Origin of the sequence: Qaidamihabitans albus, from assembly GCF_016464705.1 — a bacterium.
Classification (GTDB): Bacteria; Actinomycetota; Actinomycetes; order Mycobacteriales; family Pseudonocardiaceae; genus Qaidamihabitans; species Qaidamihabitans albus.
Map to the genome: position 1 here is coordinate 1 of NZ_JAEHOB010000020.1, position 19,907 is coordinate 19,907.

The 19,907-nt window shown below is 71.5% G+C and carries 20 protein-coding genes and 1 pseudogene; 2 read left to right on the forward strand and 19 right to left on the reverse strand.

Annotated elements, in window-relative coordinates:
* Window positions 1-163: 163 nt before the first annotated feature.
* The 4 genes and pseudogenes from JAP66_RS32490 to JAP66_RS33085 form a co-directional block, all read right to left on the reverse strand.
* Window positions 164-364: pseudogene (locus JAP66_RS32490) on the reverse strand (hypothetical protein); the annotation flags it as partial.
* Window positions 365-426: 62 nt separating this feature from the next.
* Window positions 427-555, reverse strand: a complete 129-nt coding sequence (locus JAP66_RS32800) for a hypothetical protein (protein WP_268963327.1) — start codon at window positions 553-555, stop codon at window positions 427-429.
* The gene (locus tag JAP66_RS33080; protein ID WP_307849745.1) at window positions 552-1,073 is read right to left on the reverse strand and encodes an imine reductase family protein; all 522 of its coding nucleotides are present in this window, start codon (window positions 1,071-1,073) and stop codon (window positions 552-554) included. The genes JAP66_RS32800 and JAP66_RS33080 overlap by 4 nt, the downstream gene beginning before the upstream one ends.
* A 171-nt stretch (window positions 1,074-1,244) precedes the next feature.
* Window positions 1,245-1,445: an NAD(P)-binding domain-containing protein gene (locus JAP66_RS33085; RefSeq protein WP_307849746.1), complete on the reverse strand. Its 201-nt coding sequence runs from the start codon at window positions 1,443-1,445 to the stop codon at window positions 1,245-1,247.
* Between the two features lie 47 nt (window positions 1,446-1,492).
* Here JAP66_RS33085 and JAP66_RS27815 point away from each other — a divergent pair, with 47 nt between their 5' ends.
* Window positions 1,493-1,897 carry a MerR family transcriptional regulator gene (locus tag JAP66_RS27815; RefSeq protein WP_199434824.1) on the forward strand — a complete coding sequence of 135 codons (405 nt, stop codon included), beginning with the start codon at window positions 1,493-1,495 and terminating at the stop codon, window positions 1,895-1,897.
* A 62-nt stretch (window positions 1,898-1,959) separates the two neighbouring features.
* Here the strand turns inward: JAP66_RS27815 and JAP66_RS27820 are convergent, their stop codons facing one another.
* From JAP66_RS27820 to JAP66_RS27885, 14 genes are all read right to left on the reverse strand, one after another.
* Window positions 1,960-2,307, reverse strand: coding sequence for a mycothiol transferase (locus JAP66_RS27820; protein ID WP_307849747.1), 348 nt, complete (start codon window positions 2,305-2,307; stop codon window positions 1,960-1,962).
* Window positions 2,308-2,395: 88 nt separating this feature from the next.
* Window positions 2,396-3,259 (reverse strand): shikimate dehydrogenase, encoded by an 864-nt coding sequence (locus JAP66_RS27825; protein WP_307849748.1) that lies wholly within the window; start codon window positions 3,257-3,259, stop codon window positions 2,396-2,398.
* 4 nt (window positions 3,260-3,263) lie between these two features.
* Window positions 3,264-4,856 (reverse strand): endolytic transglycosylase MltG, encoded by a 1,593-nt coding sequence (gene mltG / locus JAP66_RS27830; protein WP_307849749.1) that lies wholly within the window; start codon window positions 4,854-4,856, stop codon window positions 3,264-3,266.
* Entirely contained in the window at window positions 4,853-5,347 is a 495-nt protein-coding gene (ruvX, locus tag JAP66_RS27835) for a Holliday junction resolvase RuvX (RefSeq protein ID WP_199434826.1), read from the reverse strand. The genes mltG and ruvX overlap by 4 nt, the downstream gene beginning before the upstream one ends.
* Window positions 5,344-8,013 (reverse strand): alanine--tRNA ligase, encoded by a 2,670-nt coding sequence (alaS, locus tag JAP66_RS27840; protein ID WP_199434827.1) that lies wholly within the window; start codon window positions 8,011-8,013, stop codon window positions 5,344-5,346. Before alaS ends, ruvX begins: the two co-directional genes overlap by 4 nt.
* Window positions 8,014-8,166: 153 nt before the next feature.
* Window positions 8,167-8,484: a hypothetical protein gene (locus tag JAP66_RS27845; RefSeq protein WP_199434828.1), complete on the reverse strand. Its 318-nt coding sequence runs from the start codon at window positions 8,482-8,484 to the stop codon at window positions 8,167-8,169.
* On the reverse strand, window positions 8,481-8,891 hold the full coding sequence (locus JAP66_RS27850) for a DUF948 domain-containing protein (protein WP_199434829.1): 411 nt from the start codon (window positions 8,889-8,891) through the stop codon (window positions 8,481-8,483). Before JAP66_RS27850 ends, JAP66_RS27845 begins: the two co-directional genes overlap by 4 nt.
* A gap of 327 nt (window positions 8,892-9,218) precedes the next feature.
* The gene (locus JAP66_RS27855) at window positions 9,219-10,598 is read right to left on the reverse strand and encodes a replication-associated recombination protein A (RefSeq protein ID WP_199434830.1); all 1,380 of its coding nucleotides are present in this window, start codon (window positions 10,596-10,598) and stop codon (window positions 9,219-9,221) included.
* 51 nt (window positions 10,599-10,649) lie between these two features.
* A complete protein-coding gene (locus JAP66_RS27860) occupies window positions 10,650-11,516 on the reverse strand; it encodes an SGNH/GDSL hydrolase family protein (RefSeq protein WP_307849752.1) in 867 nt (288 codons plus the stop codon).
* Between the two features lie 174 nt (window positions 11,517-11,690).
* Window positions 11,691-12,917, reverse strand: a complete 1,227-nt coding sequence (locus tag JAP66_RS27865; protein WP_199434832.1) for a phosphotransferase — start codon at window positions 12,915-12,917, stop codon at window positions 11,691-11,693.
* Between the two features lie 270 nt (window positions 12,918-13,187).
* Window positions 13,188-14,954 (reverse strand): aspartate--tRNA ligase, encoded by a 1,767-nt coding sequence (aspS, locus tag JAP66_RS27870; protein WP_199434833.1) that lies wholly within the window; start codon window positions 14,952-14,954, stop codon window positions 13,188-13,190.
* Between the two features lie 201 nt (window positions 14,955-15,155).
* Window positions 15,156-16,229, reverse strand: coding sequence for an Rv2578c family radical SAM protein (locus JAP66_RS27875; RefSeq protein ID WP_199434834.1), 1,074 nt, complete (start codon window positions 16,227-16,229; stop codon window positions 15,156-15,158).
* A gap of 59 nt (window positions 16,230-16,288) precedes the next feature.
* Complete coding sequence (locus JAP66_RS27880; RefSeq protein WP_199434835.1) at window positions 16,289-16,975, reverse strand: SRPBCC family protein; 687 nt, start codon at window positions 16,973-16,975, stop codon at window positions 16,289-16,291.
* Window positions 16,972-17,367, reverse strand: coding sequence for an ArsR/SmtB family transcription factor (locus JAP66_RS27885; protein WP_199434836.1), 396 nt, complete (start codon window positions 17,365-17,367; stop codon window positions 16,972-16,974). Before JAP66_RS27885 ends, JAP66_RS27880 begins: the two co-directional genes overlap by 4 nt.
* A gap of 143 nt (window positions 17,368-17,510) precedes the next feature.
* Between JAP66_RS27885 and JAP66_RS27890 the strand changes: the two genes are divergently transcribed.
* Window positions 17,511-18,971: a benzaldehyde dehydrogenase gene (locus JAP66_RS27890; protein ID WP_199434837.1), complete on the forward strand. Its 1,461-nt coding sequence runs from the start codon at window positions 17,511-17,513 to the stop codon at window positions 18,969-18,971.
* Window positions 18,972-19,103: 132 nt separating this feature from the next.
* On the opposite strand, the gene JAP66_RS27895 is transcribed toward JAP66_RS27890, so the two are convergent.
* Window positions 19,104-19,889, reverse strand: a complete 786-nt coding sequence (locus JAP66_RS27895) for an IclR family transcriptional regulator (RefSeq protein ID WP_199434838.1) — start codon at window positions 19,887-19,889, stop codon at window positions 19,104-19,106.
* Window positions 19,890-19,907: the final 18 nt, after the last annotated feature.

Here is a 19,907-nt window from a genome sequence, read left to right on the forward strand (position 1 = left end):
CAACGAACCGGCAACCCACCCAACACCGGACCACCCTTCTAGCTGGTGCTAGCTGGTGAGGTCTCTCTTCCCGTGCCCGCTCTCACACCGGAGGGAGTGTCGATCGAACGGTGTAAGCGGTCTTGGGTGGTTAGCTGGCTGTGCGGGACGGATGCGTCCTTCGAACGTCACCGTGCTTCGCGCCAGTTGACTTCGCTCGGCCCGCCCTCTTGGTCTGCTCGCTGTCGCGGCCGTGGACGCGCCAGCCGCCCCCTTCGGAGATGCGATAGCGGCGCCACCGGTTGACCCACTTTGACGTGCAGGCACGGGAGATGCCGCGCTCTGTGGCCACTGAGCGATCGGGGCGCGTCTCGCAGCGCTCGATGAGCTGTCAGCATCCTTCGCTGAGTGGAGCATTCGGATGAACCACGTTCTTGCCCTCAGCATCTAGCCGAAGAAGCCGTAGATCTTGCTGATTCGGCCCTGCTCGATCACCACGACATCCCCGCCCGTGGCTGCCGAGGTGTTGGGGTCGACGTAGTACGCGTCTGGGGTGTCGCCGTTCTCACCCGTCATGATGTCCTCGGCTCCGGGGTGAACTGCTCGACCAGAGCGGCGTAGCCCTTTCCTGCTTGGCCGGCAGTGATCGCCCGGTCCGCCAGCGCCTTGAACAGCCTGGGGAGGTCCGCGTTGACGCCCAGTCTTTTGCTCTCCTCGACAAGGTGAGCCATTCCGCCCGCATGGGTGGCGAGCGTCGCGTCGTCGGGCGGGTAGGTGCCACTGTCCACCTGGTCGGCATAACCTGCCAGCCACCCGAGCGTTCCCTGCGCCATCTGCACCGCGAACGGCGTGTAGGTGGACGCGTCGACGCCAGCGGTACCGAGCAGGGCCACTCCATGGAGCCAGGCGTTCAAGACGCCCCACATCATGCTCAGGCCGGCGACGTCGTACAGAGCAGACAAGCCGTGGTCCTCACCGAGATAGCTGGCGGTTCCGAGCGCGTCGAGGACGAACTGCTGACTGTCGAAGGCGGTCTTGGAGCCGCTCAGCAGGATCACTGCCTCGGCGGTGCCGATGGTCGGTGGGATGGCCATGATCGCACCCGTCCAGATAGTAGGCACCTCGTTGCTCGGCCCATCGGGCCATCTCGCGGGCCTGCGCTGAGTCACCCGACGTCAGGTTGACCAGGAGTCGACTGTCGAGCTCGTCGGCGACTGGGGCCAACGCTTGCTGGAGTGACTGGTAGTCAGAGACGCAAGTGATGGTCACCGGGCTCGCGTTGACCGCACTGTTGGCTGAGTCGGCAAGCAGTGCCCCCCCCCCCGAGACATCAGTTCCCCTGCTTTGGCGGCCGTGCGGTTCCACACGGTGACCCGATGTCCCGCTTTGAGCAGCGCGCCCGCCAGCGCCCTGCCCATGAGCCCGAGTCCGATGATTGTCACGTCAGAATCCGTCTGGGAAGCCATAGCGGCATGGTGGACGTTGATACCGGTGTGAAGGTCAAGGAGGAACGTTGCATATCGGAGAGTTCAGCCGTCGGACTGAGGTCAACGCCCATCAGTTGCGGTACTACGAAGCACAAGGACTGTTGGCGCCGGACCGCACCGGGGCCGGGTACCGCGTGTACCAGGCGGATGTCGTCAAGGTGAAGCAGATCCGGCACCTCCTCAACGCCGGACTGTCAACCGAGGACATCGCCTACCTGCTGCCATGTGCAACCGGAGAAACCCCCGAACTCGCCGGCTGCCCCGAGCTCCTGGCAGCCATGCGAACCCGGCTGCGTCGCTTGGACGACCAGGTAGACACGCTGACCCGCTCCCGAGAGGCGTTAGCCCACTACATCGACGAAGCCGCACGAATCGGCAGCGAGACCTACGGCCCCTTCGGCGCGACCGCGCCGGAGCCAACCCCCGCCTGAGCAGGCCAACAGACCCGGCTATCGACCAGATCCGACGGCATCAACATCCTGCTCCGCAACACCTAGTCCGGAGGGTGGTCGCCGGTCGCCCCGTCGATCAGCTCGCGGAGGATGTCCAGATGGCCCGCGTGCCGGGCCGTCTCCTCGATCATGTGGATGAGCACCCACCGCATCGACACGCTCTCGCCGAACGAGGCCGTGCCGACGCCCGCGACGTCGAGTTCGCCGATCACCCTGTCTGCGGCGGCCCGTGCCCGCCCGTAGAACCGGGGGATGTCGGCCGTCGTCTCGTGCGGCTCCGGACGGTGTCGTCGGCTTCCGCAGCCGCTCGTCGTCGACGCCGTCGAGCTTCCACAGCACCACGTCGCGGTGCCGCTCCAGGCTTGCGTGCAGGCTTTCCTTCTCGGCACCGGTGAACGGCACTCGGCGGCTCATCCGCGGACGTAGCAGCCGGGTCCGACCGCGCCGCCGGTCTTCGCCCGCGCGGTAGCCTCCGGCTCAGTCCAGCGGAAGCGGCAGCACGTCGCCCGTCGCCTCCCGGAGCGCATCCCGCATCGCCACGCGGGGGGCAGGCAGACCCGTGAACTGCTCGACCTGGCCGAAGGCCTGATGCAGCAGCATGTCCAGCCCGGTGGCGACGCGGCCGCCACGATCGCCGACCGCCTCCGCGAGCGGCGTCGGCCAAGGGTGATAGATCACGTCGAGCACGCACCGCACCGCGGCGAGCTGCGCGAGATGCGGGACGACGGCGTCCGGCGGCACCGTGTTCACCAGCGCGGCGGCACCTGCCACGGCCTCGGCGAAGTCAGTGTCCGACCAGCGCAGGACCTCTGCCGACAGCCCCGCCCGCGCCGCGGCGGTGGCCGTCTCCGCCGCTCGCGCGGGCTCCCGCACGATCAACCGCACCCGCGTCAGCCCGAGATCGGCGAGGCCGGCGACGACCGCCGCGGCGGTGCCGCCCGCGCCGAGCACGACCGCGGTGTCACCGTCCGGCCGGAATCCGCCCGCGGTCCGCAGCGCGCCCACCACCCCGTCGACGTCGGTGCAGTCGGCGCGCCAGCCACCCGAGTCGAGGCGCACCAGAGTGTTGGCCGCCCCCACGGCCGAAGCGCGCTCGGTGGCCTCCGCGGCAAACTCCAGCGCGGCCCGCTTGCCCGGCATCGTCACCGACAGCCCGGCCCACTCCGGGCCGAGCCCGCTCACCAGAGCGGGCAGGCCCTCGGCGTCCACCTCGATGCGGTCGTAGCTCCAGCCACCGAGGCCGAGGGCACGGTAGGCCGCACCGTGCAGCGCCGGTGACAGCGAGTGCGCCACCGGGCTGCCGAGAACGGCCGCGCGGCGCACGCTGCCCGTCTCCGACACCCGATCAGAAGACACCGCGGGCCTGTGCGTCCGCCACGTTTCTCTGGTGTTCCTCCAGAGTGGACGAGAAGCACGACAGACCGTTCTCCTCGCATTTCACGAAGAACACCCAGTCCCCGTCCGCAGGCTGGGTGGCAGCAGTGATCGCCTCGTTGCTCGGCGCCGAGATCGGCGTCGGGGGCAGCCCCGTGTTCTGGTACGTGTTGTACGCACCGGCCCTGGCCCGGTCCTCCGGCGTCGTCCGCACGGCGGGGCGGTCGAGCACGTAGTTCACGGTCGAGTCCATCTCCAGCCGCATGCCCTCGTCCATCCGGTTGTAGATGACGCGGGAGACCTTCTCGAAGTCGGTCTTCACGCCCTCTCGCTCGATCACGGAGGCGATCACCAGGATCTCGTAAGGGCTGTAGCCGCTGTCGCCGGCAACATCCGGCAGCCCCGCGGCCTGCAGGCGCAGCGCGGACTTCTGGAGCACCTCGGTGAGCAGTGTCCGCGCGTCCCAGCCAGGCCTTACGTGGTACACGCCGGGCGCGATCAGGCCCTCCAGCCTGCGGCCCTCCGGGGCCGCCGCCGCGTCGCCCGCCGCCCATTCCGGCACACCCAGCTCGGCGAGGTCCGCCGTGCCGGCGACCTGCCGCAGCTCCTCGGCCGGCACGCAGGTGCTCTCCCCGTTGAGGTCCGTGCAGGAAGCCTTGGACAACAGCGAGTACACGCCGTCGGTCACCGTTCCGTCGGGCTGCGTGATGTCGTCGAGTTGCGTGCCCGCCCGCAGCTGCAGCTCGCCCACCCGCGTGTCGGGCTGCACCAGCCGGTTGACCGCGTTCTCCCCCGACGACTTGGTCTTCATGACGTAGTAGCCGGGCTGGATGCTGAGGATGCGGTTGTCCTCCTCGCTCGCCGCGACGAACGCCTTCGCGCTGGCGACCACGTCAAGCTCGGCGAGCTTGTCGCCGATCGCACGGGTCGAGTCGCCCTCCTCGATCTCGAGCAGGACGTCCCGCTCCCCCGCGCCCTCGTAGTCGTCGTAGCCGAAGCCGAGGACCTCGCGGGCGCCGTAGAAGGCACCCACGCCGAGCAGCACGATCACCGCGAGCGCGGCGATCCAGCCGAGGAACCGTTTCCCGCGCCGCGGCCTGCGCTCGCGTCGATCGGGGCGCTCGTCGTCGATGTACTCGGGCTCGGCGCGCTCGTCGTAGAAGCCGTCCTCGTCGTCATAGTCGCCGAAGTCGTCGGGGTCGCCGTAGCGGTCGTCGACGATCTCCTCGTCGAGCAGATCGTCGTACTCCTCGTCGGCGAACAGGTCTGGGCCGAGGTCGAGCACCTCGGTGGGGTTCTCGTCCGGCGGCACGCCGTCGTTGGCCGACCGGCGGCGGCGCCGCGGCGCATCCGGGCGCCGGGCAGGCGGCCGGACCGGCCGTTCCGCGGGCGGGTGCCCGGGTTCCGGAGCGCCGTGCCGGGGCCGCCGGGGCGGCGGGCGGCGCGCGGCGGGCGGCGGCTCCGCAGGCATGGGCCGCTCGGGAGGCGGCCGGTCACCTGGCGGCGGCACCTGGGGCGGACGCGCGCGCCGCCGGCCGCCGTTGCGGTCGTAGGGGTCGGTCACGAGCCCGCTCCCCTCGCGATCGCCGCGCCACGCGCGTCGAGCCAGCCCTGCAGGATCTCCACCGCCGCGGCCTGATCGACCACCGCGCGCTGCTTGCGGCCCTTGACGCCACGCTGGGACAGCATCCGACTCGCGCTGACGGTGCTCAGCCGCTCGTCGGCCAGCCGCACCGGCACGGGAGCGATCCGCTCCGCGACACGCCGGGCGTACTCGCCCGCGGTCACGGCCGCGGCGCCGTGCCGGTCCGCCAGCGTCCTCGGCAGTCCCACGATCACCTCGACCACCTCGTGTTCGGTGACAAGCCTCGCCAGCTCGTGGACGTCACTGTCGTTGTCCGCATCACGCGACAGCGTAACGAGCGGGCTGGCCAGGATCGGCGCGGGATCGCTCAGTGCGACACCGACCCGGACGGAACCGACATCGACGGCGAGCCGTCGGCCGGCCCCGGGATCCTGCTCCCCGGGCCGATCCGGCCGGACATCCTCGCTCACCCCGCGGACGCCGCGCTGACCGCGTTCCGCAGCGCCTCGATGGCCTGTTCGACGCCCGCCGGGTTGGTGCCGCCGCCCTGTGCCATGTCGGCCTTGCCGCCGCCGCGGCCGCCGACCGCCCCGGCGAACGCGGGCACCAGGCTGCCCGCCGCGAGTCCCTTGTCCCGCGCCGCAGCGGTCGTCGCGACGACGAAGCTCACCTTCTCGCCGGACGGTGCGAACAGCGCGACGACACCCGGCCGCGAGCCGAGCCGGTTGCGGACCTCGCCCGCCAGCGCACGCACTCCACCGGCGTCGATGCCGTCGGCGAGCCGTTCCGCCACCAGCGCGACCCCGCCGACGTCCTTGGCCTTCTCGGCAAGCGAGCCCGCGGAACCGAGCACCTGCTGTACGCGCAGCTGCTCGATCTCCTTCTCCGCGCTGCGCAGGCGCTGGATCATGTCGTCGACCCGCGCCGGGAGCTGGTCGGTCGGCACCTTCAGAGTGCCGGCCAGTTGCGACACCAGCAGCTGCTCCTTGCGGACGTAACGCAGCGCGTCCTGCCCGACGAGCGCCTCGACGCGGTGGACCCCGGACCCGATCGACGAGTCACCGACGAGCTTGACCAGCCCGAGCTGGCCGATCCGCTCGACGTGCGTCCCACCGCACAGCTCGCGCGAGTAGTCGCCCATGTCGACGACCCGCACCTCGTTGCCGTACTTCTCGCCGAATAGCGCGATGGCGCCGAGTTCGAGCGCCTTGTCCTTCGTGGTGGTGTAGGCCTGCACCTCGACGTCGGTCTGCAGGTAGTCGTTGACCTCTTCCTCGACCTCGGTGAGCACGTCGGCCGACACCGCACCAGGTGTGGTGAAGTCGAACCGCATCCGGCCGGGCGAGTTCAGCGAACCGGCCTGCGTGGCGCGGCGGCCGTAGGCACCACGCACCGCCGCGTGCACCAGGTGGGTGGCCGAGTGCGAGCGCGCGATGGCCGACCGCCGGGTCGCGTCGACCGAGGCGGTGAGCTCGGTGTCCACGCCGACCTCACCGGCGAGCACCTCGACCCGGTGCACGAACAGTCCGGGCACGAGCCGCTGCACGTCGTGCACCTTCAGCTCCACACCGCCCCCGACGAGCACACCGGTGTCGGCGATCTGGCCACCGCTCTCCGCGTAGAACGGGGTGCGGTCGAGGATCAGCTCGGCCTTGCCGCCCTCGCCGACACTGCGCACGGGCACGCCGTCGGAGAGCAGGCCGATCACCCGCGTGCTCGCCTGCAGGTCGGTGTAGCCGAGAAACCTGGTCTCGCCGTGGTCCTCGAGCACCTGGCGATACACCGACAGGTCGCCGTGCCCGGCCTTACGGGAGGCGGCGTCGGCCTTGGCCCGCTGCCGCTGTTCCTCCATCAGCGTGCGGAAACCGTCCTCGTCGACCGAGAGCCCCTGCTCGGCGGCCATCTCGAGGGTCAGGTCGATCGGGAAGCCGTAGGTGTCGTGCAGCTGGAAGGCCTTGTCCCCGGCCAGCACGTCCCCGCCCGACCGCTTGGTCTGCTCGGCGGCGAGGTCGAAGATGCGCGAGCCGCTGGTCAGCGTCGCCAGGAAGGTCTCCTCCTCGGCGCGCATGACGTCGCTGATCCGGTCGTAGTCGCGGGCGATCTCCGGGTACGACGGGGCCATCGCGTCGCGGACGATCGCGGCGAACTCCGGCAGCACCGGTTCGTGCACGCCGAGCAGCCGCATCGAGCGCACGATGCGGCGCAGCAGCCGGCGCAGGACGTAGCCGCGGGCCTCGTTGCCCGGTGTGACGCCGTCGCCGATGAGCATCACGCCGGAGCGGGCGTGGTCGGCGATGACCCGGAACCGGACGTCGTCGGTGTGGTCGGCGCCGTAACGGCGGCCGGAGAACTCCTCGGCGCGGGCGATGACCGGCCGGACCAGGTCGGTCTCGTAGACGTTCGCCACACCCTGCAGCAGGTAGGCGACCCGCTCGACGCCCATGCCGGTGTCGATGTTCTTCTTCGGCAGCTCACCGATCACCGGGTGGCCCTTCTTCGGGCTGCCCTCGCCCCGGATGTCCTGCATGAACACCAGGTTCCAGATCTCCAGGTAGCGGTCCTCGTCGACGACGGGGCCGCCCTCGCGGCCGTACTCGGGACCGCGGTCGTAGTAGATCTCCGAACACGGGCCGCCCGGGCCGGGCACGCCCATGTCCCAGTAGTTGTCCTCGGCGCCGCGGAACTGGATGCGCTCGGACGGCAGCCCCGCGATGTCCCGCCAGAGCGCGGCCGTCTCGGCGTCGTGCTCGTACACGGTGGCCCAGATACGGCCGGGGTCGAAGCCGAAGCCACCCTCGTCCTGCGAGCCGGTGATCAGCTCCCAGGCACGCTCGATCGCGCCTTCCTTGAAGTAGTCGCCGAAGGAGAAGTTCCCGGCCATCTGGAAGAACGTGTTGTGCCGCGTGGTCTTGCCGACCTCGTCGATGTCGCCGGTGCGCACGCACTTCTGCACGCTCGTCGCCCGCGGGTACGGCGGCGGCACCTCGCCGAGGAAGTACGGCTTGAACTGCACCATCCCGGCGTTGACGAACAGCAGGGTCGGGTCGTCCAGGATCAGCGAGGCACTGGGCACCCTGGTGTGCCCGTGCTTCTCGAAGTGCTCCAGGAACCGTTTGTTGATCTCGTGAGTTTCCACTGTCTTCCTTGCGGTGAGGCTGGGCGGCACGCGTCGTGCGCCGTGCCGGATTCTCGGTGCCTTCCCAAGCCCGCGAGGCGATCCGGTCGCCGGGGCTTCCGGCAGGCAGGGCGGTCGGGACGGCGGCGGAGAGCGCGCGGCGCTACGGCCGGATCAGCCCTCCGCCCGGCGCGCTCGCCGGGCGGCGGACTCGGCGGCGTGCCGTCCGGCGGGCACATCCCGGCGCGGGGTCACGGTCCGCGGCAACCCCGAGCGCTGCTCCACCACGTCGTTCAGCTCCTGCTCCCGCTCACTCATTCCGGCGCGCACGTCAGCGCCGAAAGTTCCGAGGGCGCCGGCCAGCTCGCTGATGGCCTCCCCCAAGTTCGAGGCTAACCCCGCCGGGCTGGCTTGACGAGCGGTTTCGGTCGCCTTCCGGGACAGTGCGACGCCCGCGGCGACGCCCACGCCGAGCCAGAACAGCCGCTTCATCGCTTCCTGCCCTTCAGCCCGCGGCGCTTGTGCTTGCCGTCGGCGGCGGCCTTGCCCCCGTTCCGGCGCGCCCGCACGGCCTTGCTGATGCCGTACGACAGCGCCGCCGTCTTCACCAGCGGGCCGCCGAGCGTCGCGGTGAACACCGAGGACAGGGCCGAGACGTTGCCCGACACCGTCTGCGCGTTGGCCGTGATGCCATCCACCCGCTCCAGCTGGGTGTTGACGTGCGTGATCGTGTCGTTCGCTCCGTGCAGCAACGGATCGGTGTTCTCGTGTGCCTTACGGATCGCGATCGTCGCCTCGTCGAGCGTGCGACCGAGCTTGATCAACGGGATCGCCAGCAACAACACCAGCAGCACGAAGGCGCCTGCGGCGATCAACGCGGCGATCTGCCCTGCCGACACGTGCCCTCCTCCAAGTTCAATGGCGACGCCAATTGCCGGTCAGGCTACCGCGCTCCGCCGCGTGCGGCCGGGCGGGCCTGGCGTTGCCATCACTCAGCGCTTCGGCACCACGACGCTTCGGTACAGCGCCGCTGTCCCGCGGTTCCTCCGGACCGGATCCGAGCACGATCAGCTCACCCTTCTCGGCGGGCTGTCTCGTCCGAGCACGGTGCTCATCTGCAACCGCACCGTCTCCGGGGCCGGTATCGGCGGCCCCATCACGCCGGTGCCCAGTACGGCGAACGGTCGGCTGCTCCGCCGTTCGCCGCTCCTTTCCCTCCGGATGGGTCACCCGTCGCCGCGGATGGTGCGGCGCAGCCTGGGTACCCGCTCGGCGAGCGTTCGCTCGGCGCCGCGTGCCGTCGGGTGGTAGTAGTCCTCGCCGACCAGTTCGTCCGGCGGGTACTGCTGGGGCAGCACGCCTTCGGCGACATCGTGCGGATAGCGGTAGCCCTGGGCGTTGCCGAGCTTCGCGGCCCCCGCATAGTGGCCGTCCCGCAGGTGCGGGGGCACGGTGCCGATGCGGCCGGCGCGGACGTCGGCCAATGCCGAGTCGATCGCGGTGATCACGGCGTTGGACTTCGGCGCGGTCGCCAGGTGCACCGTGGCCTGCGCGAGCGCCAGCCTGCCCTCCGGCATGCCGATGAACTGCACCGCGTGCGCCGCGGCGACCGCCGACTGCAACGCGGTGGGGTCCGCCATGCCGATGTCCTCGCTGGCGTGCACGACCAGCCTGCGGGCGAGAAACCGCGGATCCTCCCCCGCCTCGATCATGCGCGCGAGGTAGTGCAGCGCGGCGTCGACGTCGGAGCCGCGGATCGACTTGATGAACGCGCTGATCACGTCGTAGTGCTGGTCACCGTCGCGGTCGTAGCGGACCGCGGCCTTGTCCACGGTGGACTCCACTGTGCCGAGATCGATCGTGCGGTGCTCGGTCGCCCCGGCCGCGTCGGCCGCCGCCTCCAGCGCCGTGAGCGCGCGGCGGGCATCGCCCGAGGCCAGCCGGACGAGATGGTCCTCCGCCTCGGCGGTCAGCTCCAGCTCGCCGCCGAGTCCGCGCTCCTCGGCGAGCGCGCGGTGGATCAGGTCGCGGACGTCGTCATCGGTCAGCGGCCGCAGCTGGAGCACGAGCGAGCGCGACAGCAACGGCGAGACGACCGAGAACGACGGGTTCTCCGTGGTCGCGGCGACGAGCAGGACGGTGCGGTCCTCCACGGCCCCGAGCAGCGCGTCCTGCTGTGTCTTGGAGAACCGGTGCACCTCGTCGATGAACAGCACGGTGTTCTCGGCGTTGTAGCGGCGCCGGCGGCGGGCCTCCTCGATGACACCGCGTACCTCCTTGACCCCCGCGGACAGTGCCGAGAGCGCGACGAACCGCCGTCCGGTGGCCGTGGACACCAGGTTGGCCAGCGTGGTCTTGCCGGTGCCCGGCGGACCGTACAGCAGCACCGAGGCGGGTGCGGCGCCCTCGACGAGCCTGCGCAGCGGGGCGCCCTCCCCGAGCAGGTGCTGCTGGCCGACGACCTCGCCGAGCGTCCGGGGCCGCATCCGCACGGCGAGCGGCGCCCCGGCCGGTACCGACCGGGGCACGGCGGGCTGCGCCGGTTCGGTGGGTTCGGGGGGCGGCGCCACGTCGGGGTTCACCGTGAAGAGTTCGTCCTGGTGCACACCCCGACGGTAGTCGGCCCCACCGACACCCGCGGAGGCGCCGGGCCGCCGTCAGGCCCCCGCGGGTGCGGGCGCCTCGGGCCTGCGGGCGACTCGCTGCCCGTCACCGGGGTCCCTCGCCGGGGCGGCACCGGACACCGGCGGCCCGCCACCGCCGGGCCAGGCCCGCCGCAGGGCTCCCCGCAGCATGACGCCGGCTGCGTGGGGCACCAGGTCCCGCCCGCGCCGGTACAGCCACGGGACGCCCTTCAGCACGAGCCACCCGACGTGGTCCGCGGTACTCGGGGCCGCACCGCCCGAGCAGGTCAGGCTCACCGGCTCGGGAACCCGGTACCCCGCCTCGGCGACCAGGCCGGTGAAACCACTGGCCAGCAGCCGGTGACCGAACTCCGAGGGATGCAGGCGGTCCACGCTCCACGACGTCAGCTCGTAGGCGCCGGGCAGGCCGCCGAGATCGAGGCAGGGCGCCGCGTGCCGGGCGGTGACCACGTCGATGACGTGGTTGAGCGCGTCGATGCGGGACCGCAGCGCCCGGTGCAGGGATCCGGGCAGCCGGAAGACCCTGCCGTGATCATGGAACCGCACGGTGAGCACCAGTGCGCCCGCGGCGGTCAGCCCGGTCACCACCCGATCCAGGTCGGCCGCAACGGACCGTGGCTCGAAGTCCGAGCGCAGCGTGTCGTTCATCCCGGCGATCACCAGCGCGACGTCCGGGCGGTGGGCCAGCGCGGCGGGCAGTTGCCCGGTGCGCACGCAGCCCATGCGGGCGCCGGTGAAGGAGCAGTTGAGATAGGCGGCCGGCTCGATCCGCAGTGCTCCCGCGACCAGGGGGCCGACCCCGCGCCAGGCGCCACCCGGCAACGGGTCGCCGAGGCCGACCGCCGTCGAGTCGCCCAGTACCGCCAGCCTGCGCGGCACGACGCCGCGGTCCGCGCCGCTCGCGGTGCCGTTGCTCGCGGTGCCGTTGCCGTACCCGATGTCCTCGCCCACGGGTACGACGATCGGGCACCCAGGCTCACCCTCGATGATGCCCGGGTAACGGCCCGCGGGCGCGCCGGCGAATGCTCGGTGCCGGCCGTGCTTCCAGCGCCCCTAGCGGAAGGCCGGGTACAGGGCGAGTGCGAGGCCGGGCCCGAACCGCGCGTCCAGCGCGTCCGCGACGGTGGTGGCGTGTTCGGCCACGGCCTCGGCACCGTCACGCTCGGCGTGCCCGGCGAGCTCCCGCCACCAGGTGACGAGTGCCGCGGGCCTGCTGGTCGGCGACGCCGTCCTGACCTTCGCGAGTCCGGGCAGCAGCTCCCACGTCGCCAGCCAGACGAGCAGCAGTTCGGCGTCGAGCAGGTGCGCCGACAGTTCGTCGTCGTCGGCCAGCGTGGGCCACAGTTCGGACACCTCGGACCGCCAGGCCGCGATCATGGCCTCGCTCATCCCGGCGGGCAGCGCCAGCGAGTCCGGGCTCGACACGAACGGCACCCGCAGGTGCGCGGCGTCGACGAGCGCGCTGCGGACACGGCCGCGCTCGAAGTCCAGGAACCGGACACCGTCGTCGGTCACCAGGTTGTTGTCCGGCCACAGGTCCACCGGGCTGAATGCCCGGCAGCAGGCCGAACGGGAGTGCTCGGCAGCCCGCTCGGCCGCCGCGCGCACCGGTTCCGGGGTCGGCACCCCCAGCGTGTCCTCGAGCACCGCGGGCAGTTGCGCGCACGCCACGACCGGGGTGGTGTCCGTGTCGTCCCCGACGACCGGCCGCGCCACGGGCCCCTCGACGGGCCTGGACCGGCCACCCAGCCTGCGCAGCAGCGCGTTGAAGTCCGCCTCCCGGTTCGCCGTGCTGAAGTGCAGCCTGCCCAGTGAGCGCGCCCACGACAGCAGCGCCGTCTCCGCGCCACGGGCGTCCGAGCCGTGGAGCTTGTCCTCCAGCGTCGGCGCGCGGCCCAGGTCGTCGATGACCAGCACCCGGTGCCCGCCGTCGTGAGCCAGCAGCTCGGGACACATCCGTTCGTCCGGCGGCAGTGCCGTGAACAGCTGGTAGCTCGCCGCCTCCTGGGCGAACGGATCCGTATCGCCCGGCCCCGGCGTGGCGGGGTAGTGCTTGATCACCAACGTGCGCGGCAGCGCGAACGGCGATGCGGCGACCCGGGCCCTGACCACGACGGCCGGGCCACTCCCCGCGAGGTCCTCCGCATCAACGAGCGTGATCGTGCTGCCGAAGCGGTGCGCGAGCACCGACTCGGCGGCGGCGACCGCAGCCTCGATTGCCAGAAGTTCCGCTCCTGCTCCGACGGTCGAATCGTCGGTAGAGGAGGTGTCCACTGTCATCGTTCTCGACCTTACTAGCGAGCGAGCAACGAAGACCACCGCGAATTCGGTGAACGTAACCGACGTGTGGCCGTTGCTCGACAAACGGCTGGAACCAGGTGTGTCAAGACCTGTCCGAAGTGCGCGAACGCGTCACCCCGGCAGGCCACCGCTGCCTACATACCGACCCGTGTCCTTCCGAAGCCGGGCGCCTGCTGCCGCGATACCGGGCCCTCGGCGCGCGTTGCCGGCCCACTGCGGCCGGCGCGTCTTCCGTATCCCGGTGCTCGGTCAGGCGCGCGGCGGCGGGGCCGCGTCGACCCCGGCCTCCTTGCGCTGCGCGGCGGTGATCGGCGCAGGGGCGCCCGTGAGCGGGTCGTAGCCACCGCCGGTCTTCGGGAAGGCGATGACCTCCCGCAGCGAGTCCGCACCGGCGAGCAACATCACGATCCGGTCCCACCCGAACGCGATGCCGCCGTGCGGCGGCGGCCCGAACTGGAAGGCGTCGAGCAGGAAGCCGAACTTCTCCTGCGCCTCCTCCTCGGAAAGGCCCATGATCTCGAAGACCCTCCGCTGCACGTCGGCACGGTGGATACGGATGGAGCCGCCGCCGATCTCGTTGCCGTTGCAGACGATGTCGTAGGCGTAGGCCAGCGCGTTGCCCGGGTCCGACTCGAACTTGTCGATCCACTCCGGTGTCGGCGAGGTGAAGGCATGGTGCAGTGCCGTCCACCTGCCGCCGCCGACCGTCACGTCGCTGGTGTCCTCGGCCGCCTCGAACAGCGGGAAGTCGACGACCCACACGAACGACCAGGCGTCCTCGTCGACCATCCCGAGCCGGTGCGCGATCTCCACGCGGGCCGCGCCGAGCAACTGCCTGGCGTCGTTCGGCTTGCCCGCGGCGAAGAACACGCAGTCGCCGGGCCCGGCGCCGACGGCCGCGGCGAGGTTGTCCCGCTCGTACTCGGAGAGGTTCTTCGCCACCGGGCCACCGAGCGTGCCGTCGGCGCCGACGAGCACGTAGGCCAGGCCCTTGTGGCCGCGCTGTTTGGCCCACTCCTGCCACGCGTCGAGCTGGCGGCGCGGCTGGTCGGCACCGCCGGGCATGACGACCGCGCCGACGTAGGGCGCCTGGAACACGCGGAAGGGCGTGTCGGCGAAGAACTCCGTCAGTTCGGTGAGTTCGAGGTCGAAGCGCAGGTCCGGCTTGTCCGTGCCGTACTTCGCCATCGCCTCGGCGTAGGTGATCCGGCGGAACGGCCGCGGGACGTCGTGCCCGACGAGCTTCCAGAGCGCCACCAGCACGTCCTCGCCGAGGGCGAGCACGTCGTCCTGCTGGACGAAGCTCATCTCGATGTCGAGCTGCGTGAACTCCGGCTGGCGGTCGGCGCGGAAGTCCTCGTCGCGGTAGCAGCGGGCGATCTGGTAGTACCGCTCCAGGCCGCCGACCATGAGCAGCTGCTTGAACAGCTGCGGCGACTGCGGCAGCGCGTACCACGAGCCCGGCTGGAGCCGGGCCGGGACGAGGAAGTCCCGCGCCCCCTCCGGCGTCGACCGGGTCATCGTGGGTGTCTCGACCTCCACGAAGCCCTGCTCGTGCAGCACCTCGCGGGCCGCGCGGTTGACCTCGCTGCGCAGGCGCAGCGCGTGTGCCGGACCGCTGCGGCGCAGGTCGAGGTAGCGGTGCTTCAGGCGCACCTCCTCGCCCACCTCGACGCGCTCGTCGATCGGGAACGGCAGCACCGCGGACTCCGACAGCACGTCGAGGTCGGTGACCATTACCTCGATGTCTCCGGTGGAGATCTCGGGGTTCTCGTTGCCCTCCGGACGCCGCGCGACCTCGCCGGTGACCTTGAGGCAGTACTCCGCGCGGAACTGATGCGCCCGCTCGGCCATCTCGCCTTCCCGGAACACGACCTGGGCGACACCGCTCGCGTCCCGCAGGTCGATGAAGATCACCCCGCCGTGATCGCGCCGCCGGGCCACCCAGCCGGTCAGGGTGACGGTCTGGCCAGCGTGCTCGGCACGCAGCGTGCCGGCGTCGTGAGTGCGGAGCACTGTCGCAGGATCCTCTCGAAAGCGGTGGTCTCGGCGGTCACGGTCTGTTCAGCGGCATTCCGCCCGACGGCACAGGTTAACGAACCGGCCGGGGGCTTCCGCCACCAGGTTTCCCCGGCCCCGCCCCGGCACACGTCGGCACACGTCGGTCCGCCCCGGGGACGGCCACCGTCCTGCCGGGGCGGAAAGTCCGGCCGGCTCTCAGAGCAGCGTCATCTGCTCTCCCTCGCGGCCGGGACCATCTCGCGGCAGGCCGGCAGGCATGCTGCCCTCCGGCCACTCGGCCTTCTCGTCCCCGGGGACTCCGCGCTCCTCGCCGCCGGAACGCGGACCCAGTCCGTGCCGCCGCACGAGCGGGGCGACGCGGGCGGCCAGGCGGCGCCGGTAGCCCGGGTCGGCGTAGCTGCCGCGGGCGTACAGCTCCCGGTAGCGTGGCACGAGGTCCGGATGCCGGGCCGATAGCCACCGTCCGAACCATTCGCGCGCACCGGGGCGCAGGTGCAGTGGGATCACCGTGACACCGGTCGCTCCGGCGTCGGCCGCCGCGCCGAGCAAACCGTCGAGCGCCTCGGTGGAGTCGGTCAGCCACGGCAGGACGGGTGCGATGAACACCCCGCACGGCAGGCCGGCGTCCCGCGCGCGGCGAACGAGGTCGAGCCGTGCCTGCGGGCCGGGGGTACCCGGTTCGAGGGTGCGCTGCAGTTCGCGGTCGAGCAGCGCGATCGACACCCCGAGACCGACCGGCACGTCCGCGCTGACCGACTCCAGCAGCGGCAGGTCCCGCGTCAGCACCGTGCCCTTCGTGAGGATCGAGAAGGGGGTGCCCGAACCGGCGAGCGCCCTGATGATCCCCGGCATGAGCCGGTAGCGGCCCTCGGCCCGCTGGTACGGGTCGGTGTTGGTGCCCATCGCGACGTGCTCCCGGTTCCAGCCAGGGCGGCGCAGCTGTGCCGCCAGCACCTCCGGCGCGTTGATCTTCACCACGACCTGCGTGTCGAAGTCACGGCCCGCGTCGAAGTCGAGATACGTGTGCGACTTGCGGGCGAAGCAGTACGCGCACGCATGCGAGCAACCCCGGTACGGGTTCACCGTCCAGCCGAACGGCACCCGCGACCCGCCCGGCACCTTGTTCAGCACCGAGCGGGCGTGGACCTCGTGGAACGTGACCCCCGAGAAGTCTGGTGGCTGCACGGAGCGGACCAGCCCGGACAGTCCGAGCAGCGCCTGCTCGGACTGTCCGGACTGGTCTCCGGCCCGCTGACCATCCCATCGCACCCTGATATTCGAACACACGTTCGATCATCGGTCAAATCCTGCCGCCCGATCAGGTGGCGTCAGGTGGCGTCAGCCTTCGGCCCCTCCGCATCCTCGGACGACTCGGACGACTCGGAGGGCTCGGCGGTGTAGGCGGCGGTGGTGCGGTCGGCCGCGGCCCGCGCGGCCTCCGGGGCCGTCCCGGCCGCGACGCTCGCCTCGTACCACCGCTCGCTGCTCGCCGCCATGAACCGCCCGCCCTGCTCGGACATCATCCACGCCATGGTGTCCTGGTCCTCGGCCGATTCACCGGAGGACAGGTGCAGGGCAAGCCCCATCAGCGCCAGGTCCCAGCCGATGCCGACCGCGCCGGGCCCGAACTCGGCCCACCGTTCGTCGTCCACGTGCGCGACGTGCTCCAGCTCGAACCGGGTTCCGCCCTCGGGAGCGGCGGCGAGGCGGACCTCGATCCAGCTCACCTCTCCGCCGTACTCCCAGGTCGCCGCGAAGCTCTTGGGCGGATCACACTGCTCGATCGTGCCTGCCGCGTTGTTCTCGATCTGGAAGCGCCCGTGCAGGCGCAGCTCACCCGAGACGGGCATGAACCAGCGCGGGATACGCTCGGGGTTGGTGCACGCGTCCCAGACGTCCTCCACGGTGGCGTCGTAGGTCTGCCGCACGGTCACGGTGCGGGCCTCCCCCGCCTCCAGCGTGCGGCTGCCGACCTGCCGCCGGACGGCGCTGATCTGGTGATCGACGTCGATCATGTGTCTCTCCTCTGCTCGGGTTCTTCTCCGTGGCCCCTCGGGGAACTCGGCGAACTCGGCGAACTCAGCCGTCGCCTGCGTTTGCCGCGGGCGAGTTCGGTCGCCAGCGCGTCGAGATGGGGCGTCCAGAAGCGGCGGAAGTGGTCGAGCCACGCGTCGACGTCCCGCAACGGCGCGGAGTTCACCGCGTAGAGACGCCTGGTCCCCTCGGCTCGCACGTTCGCGAACCCGTTGTCGCGCAACACCTTGAGGTGCTGCGACACCGCGGGCTGCGAGATGCCGAACTCCTGCTGGATCACCGCGCAGACGGCGCCGGAGGTCCGCTCGCCGTCGGCGAGCAGTTCGAGGATCCTGCGCCGCACCGGATCACCGAGAACGTCGAACGCGTGCACCGGCCAAGTGAATCAGAGGAGACTTATATAAGTCAATCTTTATACCAGGCTTCCGTTTCAACCAGTGGAAAGGCGCGCTGTGGGCGGCGCCGCAGCGGGGCACATGATGGCGCCATCGCGCAACGACACACTGAGGAGTGACTGTGGGTTTTCTCGACGGCGAGAAGTGGCACGGCCGGGTCTTCACCGGCTCGTGGGTACCAGCGGAGGGCGGCGAGTCCACCGTGACCGAACCCGCCACCGGCGACGAGCTCGGCCGGATCGGCGGCGCCACCGCGGGCGACGTGACCCGGTCCGCGGCCCGCGCCGCCGAGGCTCAGCGCGAGTGGGCGGCGACCCCGTTCCACGAGCGGGCCGCGGTGCTCCGCCGGGCCGGCGATCTGTGGAGCCGGCACGCCGACGAGCTGCGGGACTGGCTCGTGCGGGAGTCGGGCAGCATTCCGGGGAAGGCCGACTTCGAGCTGCACGTGGCGGCGCAGGAGTGCTACGAGGCCTCCGCGCTGCCTTCACATTCGCTGGGCGAGCTCCTGCCGAGCGAGGCTCCCCGGCTGAGCATGGCGCGCCGGGTTCCGGCGGGCGTGGTCGGCGTGATCTCGCCGTTCAACGCCCCGCTCATCCTGTCGATCCGGTCGGTCGCGCCCGCGCTCGCGCTGGGCAACGCGGTCGTGCTGAAGCCGGACCCGCGTACCGCCGTCTGCGGCGGCGTCGCACTGGCACGGGTCTTCGAGGAGGCCGGGCTGCCCGCAGGGCTGCTGCACGTGCTGCCCGGCGGCGCGGACGTCGGGCAGGCGCTGATCGAGGACCCGCACGTGCGGATCATCTCGTTCACCGGCTCCACCGCGGCCGGGCGCGCCGTCGGGGAACTGGCCGGGCGGCACCTGAAGCGGGCGCACCTCGAACTGGGCGGCAACTCGGCGCTGATCGTGCTCGACGACGCCGACATCGAGCAGACGACCAGTGCCGCGGCCTGGGGCTCGTTCTTCCACCAGGGCCAGATCTGCATGACCACCGGCCGCCACCTCGTGCACGAGTCGCTCTACGACGACTACGTCGCGCGCCTGGCCGAAACGGCGTCCCACCTCCCGGTCGGTAATCCCGCCACGGACCAGGTCGCACTGGGGCCGATCATCGACGCCGCGCAGCGGGACAAGATCCACCGGCTGGTGACCGCCAGCGTCGAGGCGGGGGCAGGCCTCGTCACCGGCGGGGAGTACGACGGCCTGTTCTACCGGCCGACGGTACTGGCGGCGGCCGCGTCGTCGGTGCCCGCGTACGACGAGGAGGTGTTCGGCCCGGTCGCGCCCGTGGCCCGGTTCGGCAGCGTCGACGAGGTGGCCGCGCTGGCCGCGGACAGCGAGTACGGCCTCTCCCTCGGCATCCTCACCCGGGACGTGAACAAGGGCCTCGCCCTGGCCGACCGCATCCCGACCGGCATCGCGCACATCAACGACCAGACCGTGAACGACGAGGCACACGCGCCCTTCGGCGGCGTGCGCGCGTCCGGCACCGGCTCCCGGTTCGGCGGCGCGGCGGCCAATGTCGAGGCGTTCACCGAGACCCGCTGGGTCACCGTACGCGGGGACGTCGCGGGCTACCCGTTCTGAACGCCTGTCCCTGACCAGGGCGGCGCGGCCTTGTGCCTGGTGACCTCTCGTGAGTGCGCACACGAGTTAGAACACTGTTACGCACTCACGACCACGACCACGACCACGAGCGCTGTCGCGGGGAGAGGACTGTCAGCACGCTCCCCGCGACAGCGCAGGCAGGCGAGCCGACATGGCGCCGGCCGCGGCCCGCACGACCCTGCTGAGCCGGTCGACGTCCATTCGCTGCGATCGTCCGGTGACCGAGAGCGCCGCGACGACCTGCCCGTGATCGCCGAGCACCGGCGCCGCGATCGCGGAGACACCGGGTTCGGCCTCCTCGTGGTTGATCCCCACTCCCCTGGCGACGGTGCGCTCCAGATCCTGGTGCAGCAGGCCGGGCAGGACGATCGTGTTGGGCGTGAGCCGGGACAGCCCCGCGTCGACCACCCGCCGCAGCCGGTCCCGCCCGCCCCAGGCCAGGAACACCTTGCCCGTGGCCGTGCAGTGCGACGGCATCCGCCCGCCGACGCGTGAGCGCACCGCCATCGACTCCCGGCCGGTCACCTTCTCCACGAAGAGCGTGTAGACGCTGTCCGGCACGGCGAGGTGCACGTTCTCGTGGCTGGCCTCGTGCAACTGTTCGAGGTAAGGCAGCGCCGCCTGGCGCAGCAGCCGGTGCCGGGGCACCAGCTGGCCCAGCCGGAACAGCTTCGCCGCCAGCCGGTAGTGCCCCGGTCCGGACCGCTCGAGCGCGCCCCACTCCACCAGCTCACCGAGCAGCCGGTGGACCGTCGGCTTGGGCAGGCCGCTGCGCGCCGCGAGTTCCGCGAGCCCGAGGTCCGCCTCGCCCGGCAGGAAGGCGTCCAGCAGCGACAGCCCTCTGGCGAGCACCGACTTCGGTGCCGGTTCCTCGGCCTGGCCACTCTGCGCGCTCATCTGCGCGATGGTGGCCAT